The sequence below is a fragment of the Lachnoclostridium sp. An76 genome (assembly GCF_002161355.1).
GTDB lineage: Bacteria > Bacillota > Clostridia > Lachnospirales > Lachnospiraceae > Mediterraneibacter > Mediterraneibacter caccavium.
The window spans coordinates 125,326-139,067 of sequence record NZ_NFHL01000002.1 but is presented as its reverse complement, the minus strand read 5'-3'; the positions used below and the strand labels follow the sequence as shown (position 1 = coordinate 139,067).

General features: G+C 44.8%; 19 protein-coding genes. 16 read left to right on the top strand and 3 right to left on the bottom strand.

Annotated elements, in window-relative coordinates:
- Positions 1-55 precede the first annotated feature (55 nt).
- From rsgA to B5G27_RS04865, 3 genes are read left to right on the top strand one after another with little or no spacing between them, the layout of a single operon-like run.
- Positions 56-934, top strand: a complete 879-nt coding sequence (rsgA, locus tag B5G27_RS04875) for a ribosome small subunit-dependent GTPase A (protein ID WP_087178147.1) — start codon at positions 56-58, stop codon at positions 932-934.
- A complete protein-coding gene (rpe, locus tag B5G27_RS04870; RefSeq protein ID WP_087177824.1) occupies positions 935-1,600 on the top strand; it encodes a ribulose-phosphate 3-epimerase in 666 nt (221 codons plus the stop codon).
- Entirely contained in the window at positions 1,593-2,246 is a 654-nt protein-coding gene (locus B5G27_RS04865) for a thiamine diphosphokinase (RefSeq protein WP_087177823.1), read from the top strand. The genes rpe and B5G27_RS04865 overlap by 8 nt, the downstream gene beginning before the upstream one ends.
- Positions 2,247-2,326: 80 nt before the next feature.
- Here the strand turns inward: B5G27_RS04865 and B5G27_RS04860 are convergent, their stop codons facing one another.
- Positions 2,327-2,623, bottom strand: a complete 297-nt coding sequence (locus tag B5G27_RS04860; protein WP_087177822.1) for a helix-turn-helix domain-containing protein — start codon at positions 2,621-2,623, stop codon at positions 2,327-2,329.
- Between the two features lie 400 nt (positions 2,624-3,023).
- On the opposite strand from B5G27_RS04860, the gene B5G27_RS04855 reads away from it, so the two are divergent.
- The 4 genes from B5G27_RS04855 (at position 3,024) to lgt (ending at position 7,276) form a co-directional block, all read left to right on the top strand.
- Complete coding sequence (locus B5G27_RS04855) at positions 3,024-3,605, top strand: hypothetical protein (RefSeq protein ID WP_087151332.1); 582 nt, start codon at positions 3,024-3,026, stop codon at positions 3,603-3,605.
- A 10-nt stretch (positions 3,606-3,615) separates the two neighbouring features.
- The gene (locus tag B5G27_RS04850) at positions 3,616-4,890 is read left to right on the top strand and encodes an ISAs1 family transposase (RefSeq protein WP_242958172.1); all 1,275 of its coding nucleotides are present in this window, start codon (positions 3,616-3,618) and stop codon (positions 4,888-4,890) included.
- A 284-nt stretch (positions 4,891-5,174) separates the two neighbouring features.
- Positions 5,175-6,272, top strand: coding sequence for a redox-regulated ATPase YchF (gene ychF, locus B5G27_RS04845; protein ID WP_087177821.1), 1,098 nt, complete (start codon positions 5,175-5,177; stop codon positions 6,270-6,272).
- A gap of 44 nt (positions 6,273-6,316) precedes the next feature.
- Positions 6,317-7,276, top strand: coding sequence for a prolipoprotein diacylglyceryl transferase (gene lgt, locus B5G27_RS04840; protein WP_087177820.1), 960 nt, complete (start codon positions 6,317-6,319; stop codon positions 7,274-7,276).
- Positions 7,277-7,370: 94 nt separating this feature from the next.
- On the opposite strand, the gene B5G27_RS04835 is transcribed toward lgt, so the two are convergent.
- Complete coding sequence (locus tag B5G27_RS04835; RefSeq protein WP_087177819.1) at positions 7,371-7,568, bottom strand: helix-turn-helix domain-containing protein; 198 nt, start codon at positions 7,566-7,568, stop codon at positions 7,371-7,373.
- A gap of 213 nt (positions 7,569-7,781) precedes the next feature.
- Here B5G27_RS04835 and B5G27_RS04830 point away from each other — a divergent pair, with 213 nt between their 5' ends.
- Both B5G27_RS04830 and B5G27_RS16575 read left to right on the top strand, forming a co-directional pair.
- The gene (locus B5G27_RS04830) at positions 7,782-8,342 is read left to right on the top strand and encodes a hypothetical protein (RefSeq protein ID WP_087177818.1); all 561 of its coding nucleotides are present in this window, start codon (positions 7,782-7,784) and stop codon (positions 8,340-8,342) included.
- Positions 8,343-8,376: 34 nt separating this feature from the next.
- Complete coding sequence (locus B5G27_RS16575) at positions 8,377-8,502, top strand: hypothetical protein (protein WP_275533028.1); 126 nt, start codon at positions 8,377-8,379, stop codon at positions 8,500-8,502.
- A gap of 91 nt (positions 8,503-8,593) precedes the next feature.
- Here the strand turns inward: B5G27_RS16575 and B5G27_RS04825 are convergent, their stop codons facing one another.
- On the bottom strand, positions 8,594-8,875 hold the full coding sequence (locus B5G27_RS04825) for a helix-turn-helix domain-containing protein (RefSeq protein WP_087177817.1): 282 nt from the start codon (positions 8,873-8,875) through the stop codon (positions 8,594-8,596).
- A gap of 154 nt (positions 8,876-9,029) precedes the next feature.
- Between B5G27_RS04825 and B5G27_RS04820 the strand changes: the two genes are divergently transcribed.
- The 7 genes from B5G27_RS04820 to B5G27_RS04790 all read left to right on the top strand — a co-directional run bounded on the left by B5G27_RS04820 (position 9,030) and on the right by B5G27_RS04790 (position 13,655).
- Positions 9,030-9,548 carry a zinc ribbon domain-containing protein gene (locus tag B5G27_RS04820; RefSeq protein ID WP_087177816.1) on the top strand — a complete coding sequence of 173 codons (519 nt, stop codon included), beginning with the start codon at positions 9,030-9,032 and terminating at the stop codon, positions 9,546-9,548.
- Positions 9,545-10,309 (top strand): prolipoprotein diacylglyceryl transferase, encoded by a 765-nt coding sequence (locus B5G27_RS04815; protein ID WP_087177815.1) that lies wholly within the window; start codon positions 9,545-9,547, stop codon positions 10,307-10,309. Before B5G27_RS04820 ends, B5G27_RS04815 begins: the two co-directional genes overlap by 4 nt.
- Before the next feature lie 23 nt (positions 10,310-10,332).
- The gene (locus tag B5G27_RS17035) at positions 10,333-10,593 is read left to right on the top strand and encodes a zinc-ribbon domain-containing protein (RefSeq protein ID WP_087177814.1); all 261 of its coding nucleotides are present in this window, start codon (positions 10,333-10,335) and stop codon (positions 10,591-10,593) included.
- Positions 10,594-10,653: 60 nt separating this feature from the next.
- Complete coding sequence (locus tag B5G27_RS04805; protein WP_087177813.1) at positions 10,654-11,646, top strand: hypothetical protein; 993 nt, start codon at positions 10,654-10,656, stop codon at positions 11,644-11,646.
- 28 nt (positions 11,647-11,674) lie between these two features.
- The gene (locus B5G27_RS17030; RefSeq protein ID WP_087177812.1) at positions 11,675-12,055 is read left to right on the top strand and encodes a TM2 domain-containing protein; all 381 of its coding nucleotides are present in this window, start codon (positions 11,675-11,677) and stop codon (positions 12,053-12,055) included.
- A 180-nt stretch (positions 12,056-12,235) separates the two neighbouring features.
- Positions 12,236-12,523, top strand: a complete 288-nt coding sequence (locus B5G27_RS04795) for a helix-turn-helix domain-containing protein (RefSeq protein WP_087177811.1) — start codon at positions 12,236-12,238, stop codon at positions 12,521-12,523.
- Positions 12,510-13,655, top strand: a complete 1,146-nt coding sequence (locus tag B5G27_RS04790; RefSeq protein WP_087177810.1) for a type II toxin-antitoxin system HipA family toxin — start codon at positions 12,510-12,512, stop codon at positions 13,653-13,655. Before B5G27_RS04795 ends, B5G27_RS04790 begins: the two co-directional genes overlap by 14 nt.
- The last annotated feature ends 87 nt before the right edge of the window (positions 13,656-13,742 follow it).

Here is a 13,742-nt window from a genome sequence, read left to right as displayed (position 1 = left end):
GGGCAGACCTTTCCGGCGGAAGAAAAGAGACAGAAAAACAGAAAGACCGATGACGATGCAGGGTAAGATCATGAAAGGAATTGCCGGATTCTACTACGTTCACGTAGCAGGATCCGGTGTTTATGAGTGTAAGGCAAAAGGGATTTTCCGAAAAGACGGGGTCAAACCTCTTGTGGGAGACAACGTGGAGATGGAAATTACCCACGAGAAAGATATGGAAGGAAATATCATACGCGTCCTTCCGCGGAAGAATGAACTGGTGCGCCCGGCTGTGGCGAATATCGACCAGGCGCTGGTCGTGTTTGCTGTGACAAAACCGAAACCGCATTTTAATCTCCTCGACCGTTTTCTTGTCATGATGGAGACGAAAGGGATACCGGCAGTGCTCTGTTTTAACAAGGCGGATATCGCGGCGGATCCTGAGATCGCGGGATTAAAAGAAGTTTATGAAAGCTGCGGGTATCCGCTCCTGTTTACAAGCGCAAAGGAAGAGGAAAATATCGACAGGCTTAAAGAACTCCTGCGGGGGAAGACGACTGCCATCGCAGGTCCGTCCGGGGTGGGCAAGTCTTCCCTGATCAATCTTCTCCAGAGCGGGGTGAAGATGGAGACAGGGAGCATCAGCCGTAAGATCGAGAGAGGGAAGCATACGACAAGGCATTCCGAGTTGATCATGCTTGGAGAGAGGTCCTACATTATGGACACGCCGGGATTCAGCTCCCTCTATGTAGGTGATATGGAGAAGGAAGACCTGAAATACTGCTTTCCGGAATTTGCACCCTGTGAAGGAAAGTGCCGTTTCAATGGATGCAGTCATATCCACGAGCCCGGATGTGCGGTCAAAGAGGCAGTGGTGGAAGGGAAGATACATCAGATCCGGTATGATGATTATGTGATGATGTACCGGGAGTTACAGGAAAGAAAGAGGTATTAGATGAGAAAGAATATTTTGGCGCCGTCGATGCTCTCGGCGGACTTTAAGATCCTCGGAGAACAGCTGAAACAGACAGAGGAGGCGGGCGCGCAGTATATCCATTTTGATGTGATGGACGGGATCTTCGTGCCGAGCATCTCATTCGGCATGCCGGTGCTCTCGTCTGTGAAAGGCTTCACGGACCAGGTGCTGGACGTGCACCTCATGGTCACTGAGCCCATCCGGTATATAAAGGACTTCGCTGCCTGCGGCGCGGATATCATCACCATCCACCTGGAGGCGTGTGAGGATCCGGGGAAGACTCTGGATGAGATCCATGCATGCGGCGTGCGCGCAGGCATCTCGATCAAGCCGGGCACTCCGGTGGAAGCACTCCTGCCTTATCTGGAGCAGGCGGATATGTTCCTGATCATGAGCGTGGAGCCGGGATTCGGCGGACAGGCATTTATCCCGGAGTCGCTGGGCAGGATCCGGGAGCTCAGGGACATGCTTAACGAGAGAGGGCTTGAAAAAGACGTTGAAGTAGACGGCGGCATCTACCACTCCAATGTGGCGGAAGTGCTGGACGCGGGGGCGAATGTGATCGTGTCCGGGTCAGGCGTCTATAAAGGTGATATCAGAAAAAATACTGCAGGATTTATGGAGATATTGAGGAATCATGAGTAAGCGGACTGTGATCGTAAGCGGAGGGATGCTGGAAAAAGATTTCGCCCTCCCCATCATTAAAAGTGAAGAGACGGAATTTGTGATCGGAGTGGACAGAGGACTTAAGTTTCTCTATGACCATGAGATCAAGCCGGATTATATCGTGGGTGATTTTGACAGTGTGCCAAAAGGGCTGGTGGATTATTACCGGGAAGAGGCAGATGTGCCGATCCGGGAATTTAATCCGGTCAAGGACGCGTCAGATACAGAGATCGCGCTGCGGCTCTGCATCGGGCTGAACCGGAAGGAGATCTGGATCCTGGGCGGCACGGGAAACAGGATCGACCATCTCTGGGCGAATATCCAGTGTCTGCAGATCGCGCTGGACGCGGGGGCGGACGCGCGGATCCTGGACAGCCATAACCAGATCCGCCTCCTGGACAAGGGGATCACACTGAAGCGGGAGGAAGCGTTCGGGAAGTATTTTTCCCTGTTCCCGATGGAGCTCCCGGTGGACGCGCTGTCCATCACCGGAGCGAAGTACCCGCTTAAGAATCATTTCCTCAGGCCGGATGACAGCCTCTGCGTGAGCAATGAATTCGCGGAGGATGAGGTGACGATCTCGTTTTCGTTCGGGAAGGTCATACTGATGGAGACGAGGGATTAGAAGGGAAAAATACTAAAAAAGAGTCGGTTCATCATAACCGGCTCTTTTTTGTGTGGAAAATCGAGATAAAAAATTACGTTTTATTTTTTGGTGGACATTGGAATGAATTCCAGTTTCAGCTGCATTCCTAATCCCTGTGCAAGTTTCTTTACCATACTCAGGCTGGGATTTCTTGTTCCATTTTCAATGCGGCTGATATCTGCCTGCGTGATTCCTGTTCTGGCTGATAAATCTTTCTGAGTCATGTTCTGTTCTACTCTTGCATCGATCATTGCCTGAATAATATCATATTCCGGCTGTAGTGCGTCATATTCAGCGTTTACTTCTGGATTTTGTAATGCTTTTTGTTTATAAGCTTTGTAACTACTCATTGCCATACCTCCGTTCATAATCTTCCTTATATTTTTTTGCCAGCTCCTTTTCTGCTTTTGGTGTTTTCTGCGATTTTTTAACAAATCTTGCACCGGGCATCTTCCATCTTCTGTATCATATAGGATTACTTCATACATTAGTATACTCCCTTTCTTTAATATCATAATATGTTGTATCCGACATATTGTCAAGCCAATGTGCTACGGATCCTGAATTTTTTAATTAATAGGCGCTCGGGGCCAGGGTTGTTTCATGAAAGATTTTTAAAAATATAAGAAGATTGGATTTTATCGGGGGTTATACGTGTTATACAAATACGCGTATAACTCTCGACTTTTTATTCCTGTAGAGGTATAATGTCTATATAGTATAGGTATACTCCACCTATACAGAGAGGAGGACATTATGCCAGTAACTGAGAAAAAGTATCCGGATTGGGTTCAGAAGTATCGGACAAAGGGAACTACTGTGAAGAAAAAAGGAGATTCGTATTATCTCTATAAAAGGACATCCCGACGTGTGAAAGGGAAAAAGTATCCGCAGCCAGTCGATACATATATCGGCGTGATTACTCCGGAAGGAGTCATACAAAGTAATAAAAGAAAAATATCTTTAACAGACGCAGAAGTATGGGAATACGGATTTTCGAAAGCTGTCTGGGAGTTGTGTCCGGATGATTGGAAAAAACCATTGGGGGATGATTGGAAGGATGTACTTGCCATCATTCTCTTAAAACAGTCTCCGACCTCTTATATCCAGAAAACACGGATGATAAAAAAGGAATCGGATTTCCATTATCAGTTTGCAGCTCAGATATCCTCACTTTCCCGTAGGATCCATAAAAAATGGGGCATTGGATTGGAAGAATTACATCAGTTAGAGACAATCTATTTAGTGTGCCTGGATAAAACAGAAATCATTTCGAAAGTGAGTGAGGAGCAGCGGAAACTTCTGGAGAAAATACAAGTGGTGCTGGAAATGTGCTGAAAGAACATTTGTGACAGAAAAGCTGATCCATTATTTCAGGCAGATTCCGGATTACCGGTGCGACAGAGAGAAAAAACATGACCTTGCAGAAATGCTGGTATGTGTCACTCTCGGAGTTCTTTGTGGCAGGACGACGATCCGCAGGAGCCTGAAATGGTGTAGAAACCACCTGGAAGAACTGCGGAAACATATGAAATTGAACTACGGGATTGCCTCGCCTTCCACCATTACCCGGATGCTGTCTGGGATTGATGAGGAATTAGCCTTGTATGCTTTTATGGAATGGATCGGTGAGATCGTGGACTCGAAGAATACCCATCTCGCTATTGATGGGAAAGCATTACGCGGCGCAGCGGAAAAGACGAAAAGCGGGACAGCACCGATGCTGTTGAATGTAGTGGAAACGGTTCGAGGGTTGATACTTGCACAGCTTCCGGTCGATTCAAAGACGAATGAGATTACGGTGATTCCGGAATTGTTGAAACTTCTGGATATCAGAGGGAGTGTTATAACGATTGATGCGATTGGGACACAGACAGCAATCATGGAACAGATACATGAACAGGAAGGGCATTTTGTATTTACAGTAAAGAAAAATCAGCCAGACGCTTATGAGGAGATCCATACGTTCCTGGATAAACTGGAAGAAGAAGCAGAGAAAAAAGGAAAAAGTGAAACTCCAGATCCTGTTATGCAGGATTATCTTGGGAAATATGAAGAGATCAATCAGATGGAAAAAAATCGGGACAGAAATGAGTACAGGACTTGCCAGATATGTAATAATGCATTAAATCTGACGAAAAAACAAAAAGAATGGACATACGTTCAGAGCATTGGGCGGATCAAGCAGGTGAGGATTCCTGTTGAAAAAGACAGCCAGGGGAATGATATCACTCCGACAAAAGAAGAGTTTTTGAAAAAAGGCTCAAGAAGAGTCCCAGTTCCTTCTGCTGAAGAGGGAATTGGAAAAGACATCCAGTGTACGGCACTGATCTCAGACCTTATCCTCACGGCAGAGGAACTGGGAAGCATAAAAAGAATGCACTGGTCAATAGAGAACCGGCTCCATCATGTACTGGACGACACATTCAGGGAAGATCGCTCGCCAGCCAAAAAGTCCCGAAACAATCTGTCGCTCATCAGAAAATTTGCATACAACATCCTGCGCCTGGCAATGTACGAGACAGGTCTGACAAATATAATGACAGAAATGATGGACTGCTTTTGTGACAATGCCACCTTGCGAGAACAGTATGTATTTCAAGGCATAGCCAGTCTGTATTGACTATATATAGAGAATACCTCTGAAAAAAAGTCTTGTAAAGAGATAGAGAGATAGTTTGCGTTTTTTTACGTGATCAGCTTACCAGAAACGATATGGGGATGTAATAATAAGATTATAAAAGGTAGTGCTGCTCATGAATAGTTCATGAAACAACCCTGGCTCGGGGCCCTTTGCTATTGAGGGTTCGCGGGCACTGTGATATAATTCAAATGTTGCAGTGGAACCCGTTCTGTCTGAAAGAAAGGTGTTTCATAATCAGGGAAAACAAAGGAGATAAAGGATAAATGAAACTGGGAATCGTAGGATTACCGAATGTCGGGAAAAGTACATTATTTAACTCATTGACAAAAGCAGGCGCAGAGTCAGCGAACTATCCTTTCTGTACCATTGACCCGAATGTGGGCGTGGTGACAGTGCCGGATAAGAGGCTGGATGTTCTCGGAGAGATGTATCACACGAAGAAGATCATCCCCGCGGCGATCGAGTTCGTGGATATCGCAGGGCTTGTGAAGGGAGCTTCCAAAGGAGAAGGACTGGGAAACCAGTTCCTTGCAAACATCCGTGAAGTGGATGCCATCGTCCATGTGGTGCGCTGCTTTGAAAATACCAATATCGTGCATGTAGACGGAAGTATTGATCCGATGCGCGACATTGAGACGATCAATCTGGAGCTGATCTTTTCTGATCTGGAAATCCTGGAGAGAAGGATCGCCAAGACTGTGAAGCTGTCCAGGAATGATAAGACAGCGGCAAAAGAGCTGGATCTCTTGAATCGTGTAAAAGCGCATCTGGAAGAGAATAAGCTGGCAAAGAGCTTTGTGACTGACGACGAGGACGAGCAGGCGTGGCTTGCGGGCTACAATCTGCTGACAGCGAAGCCGGTGATCTTCGCGGCAAATGTGTCTGAGGATGACCTGGCTGACGACGGCGCTTCCAACTCGGGAGTACAGGCTGTCCGCGAATACGCTGCTCAGGAGGGCTGCGAAGTATTTGTAGTGTGCGCTGAGATCGAGGAAGAGATCTCTCAGCTCGACGATGATGAGAAGAAGATGTTCCTCGATGACCTGGGGCTGGAAGAGTCGGGACTGGAGAAGCTGATCAGGGCAAGCTACCATCTGCTCGGGCTGATCAGCTATCTGACGGCGGGCGAGCCGGAAGTGCGCGCGTGGACCATCACAAGAGGAACAAAAGCGCCGCAGGCAGCAGGAAAGATCCATTCTGACTTTGAGAGAGGATTTATCCGGGCGGAAGTGGTCAGCTATGACGACCTGATGGCATGCGGTTCCCACGCGGCGGCGAAGGAAAAAGGGCTGGTGCGCCTGGAAGGAAAAGACTACGTCGTCAAGGACGGCGATATCATGCTGTTCAGGTTTAACGTATAAAACCAGTTCAGCCCATGTGGCTGTATGGACGGAGGAGTATGGATATGCATTATGACATCAGCTTCCCTAATCTGGGTATTACACTGGATCATGTGGGAAAGGACATTGACGTTTTCGGATTCAAGATCGCATATTACGGCATGATCATCGGGGCGGCGATCCTGATCGGATTTCTCATTGCCACTCATGAGGCGAAGAGGACACGGCAGAACCCGGAAGATTATCTGGATATGGGGATCGTCGGGGTGATCATGGGGATCGCCGGGGCGAGGATCTACTATGTAGTCTTCTCCTGGGATATGTACAGGGACAACCTTCTGGACATTTTTAATCTGCGGGAGGGCGGCCTTGCCATCTACGGCGGCGTGATCGGTGCGGTGATCGCTGTGTTTATCATGGCGAGGGTAAAGCGGCTTTCGCCATTCCAGATCTTTGATACAGTGGCGCTGGCGATCCTGAACGGACAGATGCTCGGGCGCTGGGGCAACTTTTTCAACAGAGAGGCATTCGGAGAATATACGGACAGCCTGTTTGCCATGAGGCTTCCGCTGGACGCAGTGCGCTCCGGGGATGTGACGGAGACTATGCGCCGCAATATAGAAACCATCGGCGGCGTGGAATATATCCAGGTCCACCCGACATTTCTGTATGAATCCGTGTGGTGCGCGGTACTGCTCATTCTCCTGGTACTTTACAGGAAACACAAAAAATACGAAGGAGAGCTGTTCCTTCTGTATGTATTCGGCTATGCGCTGGGAAGAGTATGGATCGAAGGGCTGCGCACGGACCAGCTCCTGCTCCCGGGGATCGGGCTCCCGGTATCCCAGCTCCTTGCAGGGGTGATCGTAGTGGCGGCAGGGGCGGCGCTTCTGTATCTGCGGAAGCATCACAGAAAGATGCCAATGCTTAAGAGCGGAAAAGTCTACGAGCCCATGCCGGATAAGATCGAAGGCAGCAAACCGCCCAGAAAGAAAGACCGGATCTTTAAATTTAAAGAAAAGTAAAAGATATCAATAAATAAAACGCGGAAGTATCAGACGATGCTCCCGCGTTTTTTTAGCTGCCTTTGAATGCTTAATATTCTTTATCCGATTCTGCTTAATAAATGATCTCCACCACGTCTTCGATCCGGCATTCCAGTATCTGACACAGTACTTTTACATTATCTCCGCGTTTCAGATGGTAGAGCGTGCCCTTGTTGAAATTGTAGGTATTGATCAGTTTGTAGGTTGAGATCCCTTTTCCTTTCATCGTAGCCCATAGGGGCTCATAGGAAAAGGAAGGCGCATGGTTCATAAGGTTCCTCCGTCAAAAGTCACGACTCTGTCCGTATAACTCAAAAACTCTGTTTAAGTATGCTGAAAAAGTCAGATGTGTAACTAAAAAAATTATATTTTTAATAAACAACTTGAACATACCTAAGATATTAGGCGCAATACTGTAAGTATTCACTCAAAAGAAAAAATCAATCACTATACATTAGGGAATGTCAGCAATGGAGAAAGGAAAATGGACAGAAAAATGAAAGCAGTTATATCGGTGATGGCAGGAATGCTTGCAGGAGTATTGCTTGTCTGGTTTTTCTGTGTGAACTGCAGTGTACAGATGACTTTGATCAGCAGGATCGGCGAAGTCTGCCTGCTGACTAAGATACCGGCTTCTTTTGAACTGGAATATTACAGTCCGGCGGAAAATAAGATCAGGGTATATGATGAGAATGACAGAGAAGTGGAGGCGGAATATACAGTGAGGGGAGACAGGATCAGCCTCCGGTTTCTGGAAAAACTTAAAAGAGACAGCATTTACCACTGCACTCTGCGAAGAGGAGATCAGTTCATCGTAACGTCCGTGGGAAAGAATCTGAAGAATATGTGCACGCTGTATTTTACGCGCATGAGTATAAGGGACAGGTTTTTTCAGGAACGCAGAAATGAGACGTGGATCGCCGGTGATAATCTGCCGGATATTTATGAGATGCAAAATGGAAGCATCCGCCTGAAAGATATCAGGCTTTTCCTGCAGAATGGGCTGGTGTCGTGGAAGGCAGAAGATCAGACTGGAAGAGTATGACCATGAGATCTGCCTGGATGGTAGGAAGGTGGAAATGAAAGACGGCATGGCGGACTGCCGGGGACTTGCGGCGGGGGAGCATGCGCTGAGGATAGAGATTATGGCGGGAGGGGAAACGCTGGGGTATGAAAAGGATATTTTGATAACAAAGGGAAAATAGACGATGGAGAAAGAAAACAGCTCTGCCGAGTGTATTCCAAACGGGATAACTCGGACAGGGCTGTTTCTGAATTCGAGAATGCCGAAAGGATTTAGGATCTGGTGCGAAAGTATTGAACGAGATCGTAAACGATCTGGATCTCTTTTTCGGTAAGGTGAGAGATATCCAGAGAAACATTGTCCGAGAGACCCAGCAGATAATCGGTTGATACATGGAATAACTGTGCGAGCTCAACAATATAAGTGGTCGAAGGCGTGGAAATGCCCATCTCCCATGCGTTGACGCTGCTGCGGGTAATATTCAGTTTTTTAGCAAGTTCAGTCTGCGTCATGTTGTTGGAAAGACGCAGTTGTTTGATTCTGTCAGCCACCATTTTTTTGTCCTCGTCTTTCTAAAAAATGATAGTAAACTAACCGTAATGATATTGCATTATCAAAAAGATGTTTAAAATTGACAAATGAAATTAAGAATGATAATATGATAGCAACAGTTTTTGATAAATATTCGAGGAAAGAGAGGGAAAAAACATGTTTTGCCATAAGTGCGGAAATGAGATGGGGGACAATGAAAAATATTGTAGCAAATGTGGTGCGGAAAATAAGGAGTACGATGGCGGGAGAGAACAAAATGGAAGATCTGCTCCTTCAATAGAGGCAGAGAATGATTATAATATGCAGCATAAACTGCATAGAACTGGCTCGGAAGAAAGATGTCTTCCGGCATTTATTTTAGGGCTGATTGGCTCAATTATGGGAATATTCGGAGGTTTCTGCGTTACAATGTGCGCATCCATGGCTATGGTAAATATGGGTGGCGCTGCTTTTATATTTATTTTTGGAGGCAGTGTTGTGGGGATGATTGGAGCGTGTCAGTGCTTAAAAAATGTAAAACGAGGTTCAATTTTGCAATTAATCGGAGCGGTGATGATTATAATTTGCGCTTATGGAATTACAGGAGCTGATTTGATGTCGGTCTTAGCATTTTTGCTGCTTTTGATTGGAGGCATAATAGGTCTAGTTGATTATTATGTGATTAAGAAAAAATGATGCCTTATATTGTTACTTCATTTGGAAAGATATCTACATTTACTATTATGCTGGTATGCGGTGTATTAGTGATGTTTCTTCTAGTACATATAAGATTGAGAAAAGATCCTTCGCGAGGAAATGAAGAAGCCTTTATTTTTCCCCAAATAGTATTTTGTGGTATGGCAGGTTTTTTATGGGCGGCAGTGTTTGATTCTGTATTTAAGTTTCAGGAAAATGGGGGTTTTGTTCTTAAAGGAATAACTTTTTATGGCGGACTGCTAGGGGCTTCTATTACCTTATCATTGATACTGCATCTGACAAAGTGTAAAACGGGATATACCATAAATGATTGGTTTTCAAATTTGACAATACCATTTATGGGATTTCATATTTGCGGAAGAATAGGATGCTTTTTGAGCGGCTGCTGCTATGGCAAGATTACAGATAGTTTTGTCGGGGTATATTTTCCTGATATCCCGCAATATGGAATATATCATGGCGGAATGAAGTGTTATCCTACACAGCTATTTGAGGTGGCGGCATTGCTGGTAATATTGGCGGTCGTAATAAAAGTCAGAAAGAGATTTCAAACCTATCTTTTCTTGTATGCTGTGGCACGTTTTTTAATCGAATTTTACAGAGGGGATGACAGAGGGAATTTTTTTGGACCGATTTCACCGGCACAGACAATATCAATAGTGATTGTATTGAGTTTTGTGGGAGTCAGGCTTGGCGGATATCTGAAAAGTAATAGAATAGTTTTAGAAATTGAAAAGTAAAATCTTAAAGAGGTGAAAGGATAATGTATTGTGTGAAATGTGGAAAAGAAATCAAAAACGCGACAGCTTTTTGCCCGTATTGCGGAGATAAGATCATGAACAAAAATACGATGGTCAATAGTAATGGAGTAAAGGAGTATAACGATTTTAGCCGTGATATGGTGATAGCTTTGTTCATTGGCATTTGTATTCTGATTAAAATGATGATCGGGATGGCGGTTCTTATTGTTTGGACACATTGGCCTCTAATAAGCACGATAATTGAAAGCTTTATTAGGAGATGAAAGGGAGAGCATATCAAAGAGGTACGAGATATAAAAGGGGAGTCTTTATAACGAGGTACAATGATGGCAGAGAGTAAAGAGCGGCTTGACGCGATGAAAAATTATTGCGACAGAGCGATCAGGCTGGAACGTGAAGTGAATTTCTGGAATGACCTGATAAATAAAGCAAATCAGAAAATGGATGAATATAAAAATGAACAGATGCGACTGCATAGGGAGATGTCAGAAGCACAGGCTCAGCTTGCGTCTCTAGGATTGGTGAGTCAGCAGAAGGTCAAACAAAAAAGCGAAGAGATACAAAAACATAAAAAGAACTGCAGAGTATCGGCCGTAGTTATTTTTGTGCTGTTGCTTGGAGTTGTTCTGGGTACAGGATTCATTACTATGAATACTATAGATTCTACGCAGTCAATACAGTCCCAACAAAGAATTGTTTTGATGATTTCAATGTTTTTTGGGATGCTTACTTTTTTGGCGCCACCTCTCATAATTTGTATTATTGTTTATGGACTGAATAAAGCAAAACAGAAAAATTTAGTGAGAGAAATAAGCCAAAATGCACTTGATAATGAGGGACGCAGGAAAAAAGCGATTTTACAGGACAGGTTTGAAAAGGCTGAAGAGGAAAGCGGCCAAATCGGACTCTGCCAACAAGTTCTCCGGCAGCAGCAAAGTGAGCTTTCCGAGATAGGGAAGGAAGTGGAGCAGCAAAGAGCCAGGTTTTATGCTCAAGGTGAACTGCCAAAAGTATATCAGAATCTGGAAGCGGTAATTTCATTTTTTTATTATCTTGACAATAAGATTGTAAATGAGATAGATGGAGCGGACGGCATGTATAATAAATACCATCTAGACTGCCAGCATAGAGAGCATATGGCAGAATTAAGAGGAATACGCCATGCTATCGAAGAACATGAACGACATGAACAGATGCGCCATCAGGCACTTATGGGCATGCTTGGTTTTTATGGAACGGTTATTTCAGCTCAGCTTGGGCGAATAGGAAGCGATGTGAGAGAAATCAGAAACATACATAGGAAAATATGGGATTAGTTTTGGCAGAAATGTGAGAAGATAAATTATGGATCGGATAGAGGTATATGAATATATAGAAAAAAATCGTGACTTTCTTTTTCCGAATGATACTTACTCAGAAGAAGAAATAGAAAGAGCGATGCTGTGTATTCCTCAGTATTTAAGAACATCAGTTGAAAGCCTGCGGCTCAAAAAGCCATCCACAGTGCAGCGAATTTCGGTATTTCCAGGGATGCTTGGCGTGGATCGGTTCTATTTGGGAGAAAAGGGGACCGGTTTTTTAAAGTATATAACATTGGGAGGAGTTGGTGTCTGGTGGATACTGGACATTATGTCAGCAAAGAGCAGATGCAGGACATACAACTGTCGGAAGATCCTGGAGCAGATACAGGGGCTGGACGGCGGAAGAAAACAAAATTATAAATGAAAGTTGTTTTATAGTACAAAAAATCAGGAAAGAATTCATGGGTAAGATGATTTTTCCTGATTTTTTTCAAATTAGCGCTTGCGTTGTTTGTCATTTGTATCAACCAGTGATATTATATTAAATAGATAATATATTATATATATATTGAATATATTTGTGATATGGGATAATATATTATCTATGAATGATAAATTTATTTTCAACAAAAAGACACCAAAAGAAATCGACAAGGTCATCGCCGGACGCATCCGCAGTATCCGCCGCAGACGGAAAATATCACAGAAAAGACTGAGTGAAAAATCGGGAGTAAGCTTAGGGTCTGTGAAGCGGTTTGAAAGTAGTGGGGAGATATCTTTGATCTCGCTTACCAAAATTGCTGTGGCGCTGGAACTGGAAGGAGAATTGGAGAGGCTGTTTGAAGATGCACCGTATTTATCAATTGAGGAGATAATGAATGAAGACAACTGACAGGCTGAATGTAATGTATCATGGAAGAAAAGTCGGAACTATGGCGCTTTATAAAGGGCATCTTGCGGCTTTTGAATATGACAGAGAGTGGATTGCCGAAGGATTTTCAATCAGCCCGTTCTATCTTCCGTTGGAACAAAAAGTTTTTATTCCGAAGGCGGACCCGTTTGATGGGCTTTTTGGAGTATTTGCGGACAGTCTCCCGGATGGCTGGGGAAGGCTTTTGGTTGACCGCCTCATGCTGAAAAATCATATGAATCCCTATGAGATCGGAAACCTGGAGAGGCTCGCAATCGTAGGACAGTCCGGTATGGGAGCTCTGTGCTATGAGCCGGAGCGCAGTTTTGAGACAGAAGAAAATCCGATGAATCTGGACGGGATTGCAGAAGAGTGCCGCCGTATTCTTAATACAGAGTCGATGGAGAATCTGGATGAATTGTTCCGGCTGGGCGGCTCTTCGGGAGGAGCAAGACCAAAGATCCTTACGAAGATTGACGGCGAAGAGTGGATTATTAAATTTCCGTCATCGACCGATAAGGCTGATATTGGAAAACAGGAGTATGAATATTCTCTGTGCGCCCGCGAGTGTGGGATACAGATGACAGAGACCAGGCTGTTTCCGTCAAAAAACTGCGCAGGTTATTTCGGAACAAAGAGGTTTGACAGAAGGCGAAAGCAGGATGGCAGAGAGGAGCGCGTTCACATGCTGTCTGCATCTGCAGTGTTAGAAACATCCCATCGTATACCGAATCTTGATTATGAGATCCTTATGAAGCTGACCCTGGAATTGACAAAAGACTTTTCCGAAGTGGAAAAGCTGTACAGGCTTATGTGCTTCAATGTATTTGCCCATAACCGGGACGATCACTCTAAAAATTTCACCTATCTGTATGAGGAAAAAGAAGAAAAATGGGTGCTTTCACCTGCATATGATCTTACCTTCAGCCATTCCATCGGCGGAGAGCACGCTACAACAATCCATGGAAACGGAAAAAATCCAGATGTGTGGGACTGTGCGGCAGTGGCGGATGCGATTGGTATGGACGGCAGGAAAGCAAAGCGGATTGCAGAAGAGGTAAAAGAGTGTGTGAATAGCCGACTGAGGAAATATATTAAAAGAGAATCAAGATAAAAAGCGCTTTTTGAAATATTCGGCATGATGATCCTGCACCCCAAAATATACAAAAAACCCGACCGCCCTCTATGGACTTTTGTCATT

What these genes read in the sequence shown, in the direction of transcription:
- rsgA (WP_087178147.1), top strand. Translation starts at nt 56, where the DNA reads ATGCAGGGTAAGATCATGAAAGGAATTGCCGGATTCTACTACGTTCAC.
- rpe (WP_087177824.1), top strand. Translation starts at nt 935, where the DNA reads ATGAGAAAGAATATTTTGGCGCCGTCGATGCTCTCGGCGGACTTTAAG.
- B5G27_RS04865 (WP_087177823.1), top strand. Translation starts at nt 1,593, where the DNA reads ATGAGTAAGCGGACTGTGATCGTAAGCGGAGGGATGCTGGAAAAAGAT.
- B5G27_RS04860 (WP_087177822.1), bottom strand. Translation starts at nt 2,623, where the DNA reads ATGGCAATGAGTAGTTACAAAGCTTATAAACAAAAAGCATTACAAAAT.
- B5G27_RS04855 (WP_087151332.1), top strand. Translation starts at nt 3,024, where the DNA reads ATGCCAGTAACTGAGAAAAAGTATCCGGATTGGGTTCAGAAGTATCGG.
- ychF (WP_087177821.1), top strand. Translation starts at nt 5,175, where the DNA reads ATGAAACTGGGAATCGTAGGATTACCGAATGTCGGGAAAAGTACATTA.
- lgt (WP_087177820.1), top strand. Translation starts at nt 6,317, where the DNA reads ATGCATTATGACATCAGCTTCCCTAATCTGGGTATTACACTGGATCAT.
- B5G27_RS04835 (WP_087177819.1), bottom strand. Translation starts at nt 7,568, where the DNA reads ATGAACCATGCGCCTTCCTTTTCCTATGAGCCCCTATGGGCTACGATG.
- B5G27_RS04830 (WP_087177818.1), top strand. Translation starts at nt 7,782, where the DNA reads ATGGACAGAAAAATGAAAGCAGTTATATCGGTGATGGCAGGAATGCTT.
- B5G27_RS16575 (WP_275533028.1), top strand. Translation starts at nt 8,377, where the DNA reads ATGAAAGACGGCATGGCGGACTGCCGGGGACTTGCGGCGGGGGAGCAT.
- B5G27_RS04825 (WP_087177817.1), bottom strand. Translation starts at nt 8,875, where the DNA reads ATGGTGGCTGACAGAATCAAACAACTGCGTCTTTCCAACAACATGACG.
- B5G27_RS04820 (WP_087177816.1), top strand. Translation starts at nt 9,030, where the DNA reads ATGTTTTGCCATAAGTGCGGAAATGAGATGGGGGACAATGAAAAATAT.
- B5G27_RS04815 (WP_087177815.1), top strand. Translation starts at nt 9,545, where the DNA reads ATGATGCCTTATATTGTTACTTCATTTGGAAAGATATCTACATTTACT.
- B5G27_RS17035 (WP_087177814.1), top strand. Translation starts at nt 10,333, where the DNA reads ATGTATTGTGTGAAATGTGGAAAAGAAATCAAAAACGCGACAGCTTTT.
- B5G27_RS04805 (WP_087177813.1), top strand. Translation starts at nt 10,654, where the DNA reads ATGATGGCAGAGAGTAAAGAGCGGCTTGACGCGATGAAAAATTATTGC.
- B5G27_RS17030 (WP_087177812.1), top strand. Translation starts at nt 11,675, where the DNA reads ATGGATCGGATAGAGGTATATGAATATATAGAAAAAAATCGTGACTTT.
- B5G27_RS04795 (WP_087177811.1), top strand. Translation starts at nt 12,236, where the DNA reads ATGAATGATAAATTTATTTTCAACAAAAAGACACCAAAAGAAATCGAC.
- B5G27_RS04790 (WP_087177810.1), top strand. Translation starts at nt 12,510, where the DNA reads ATGAAGACAACTGACAGGCTGAATGTAATGTATCATGGAAGAAAAGTC.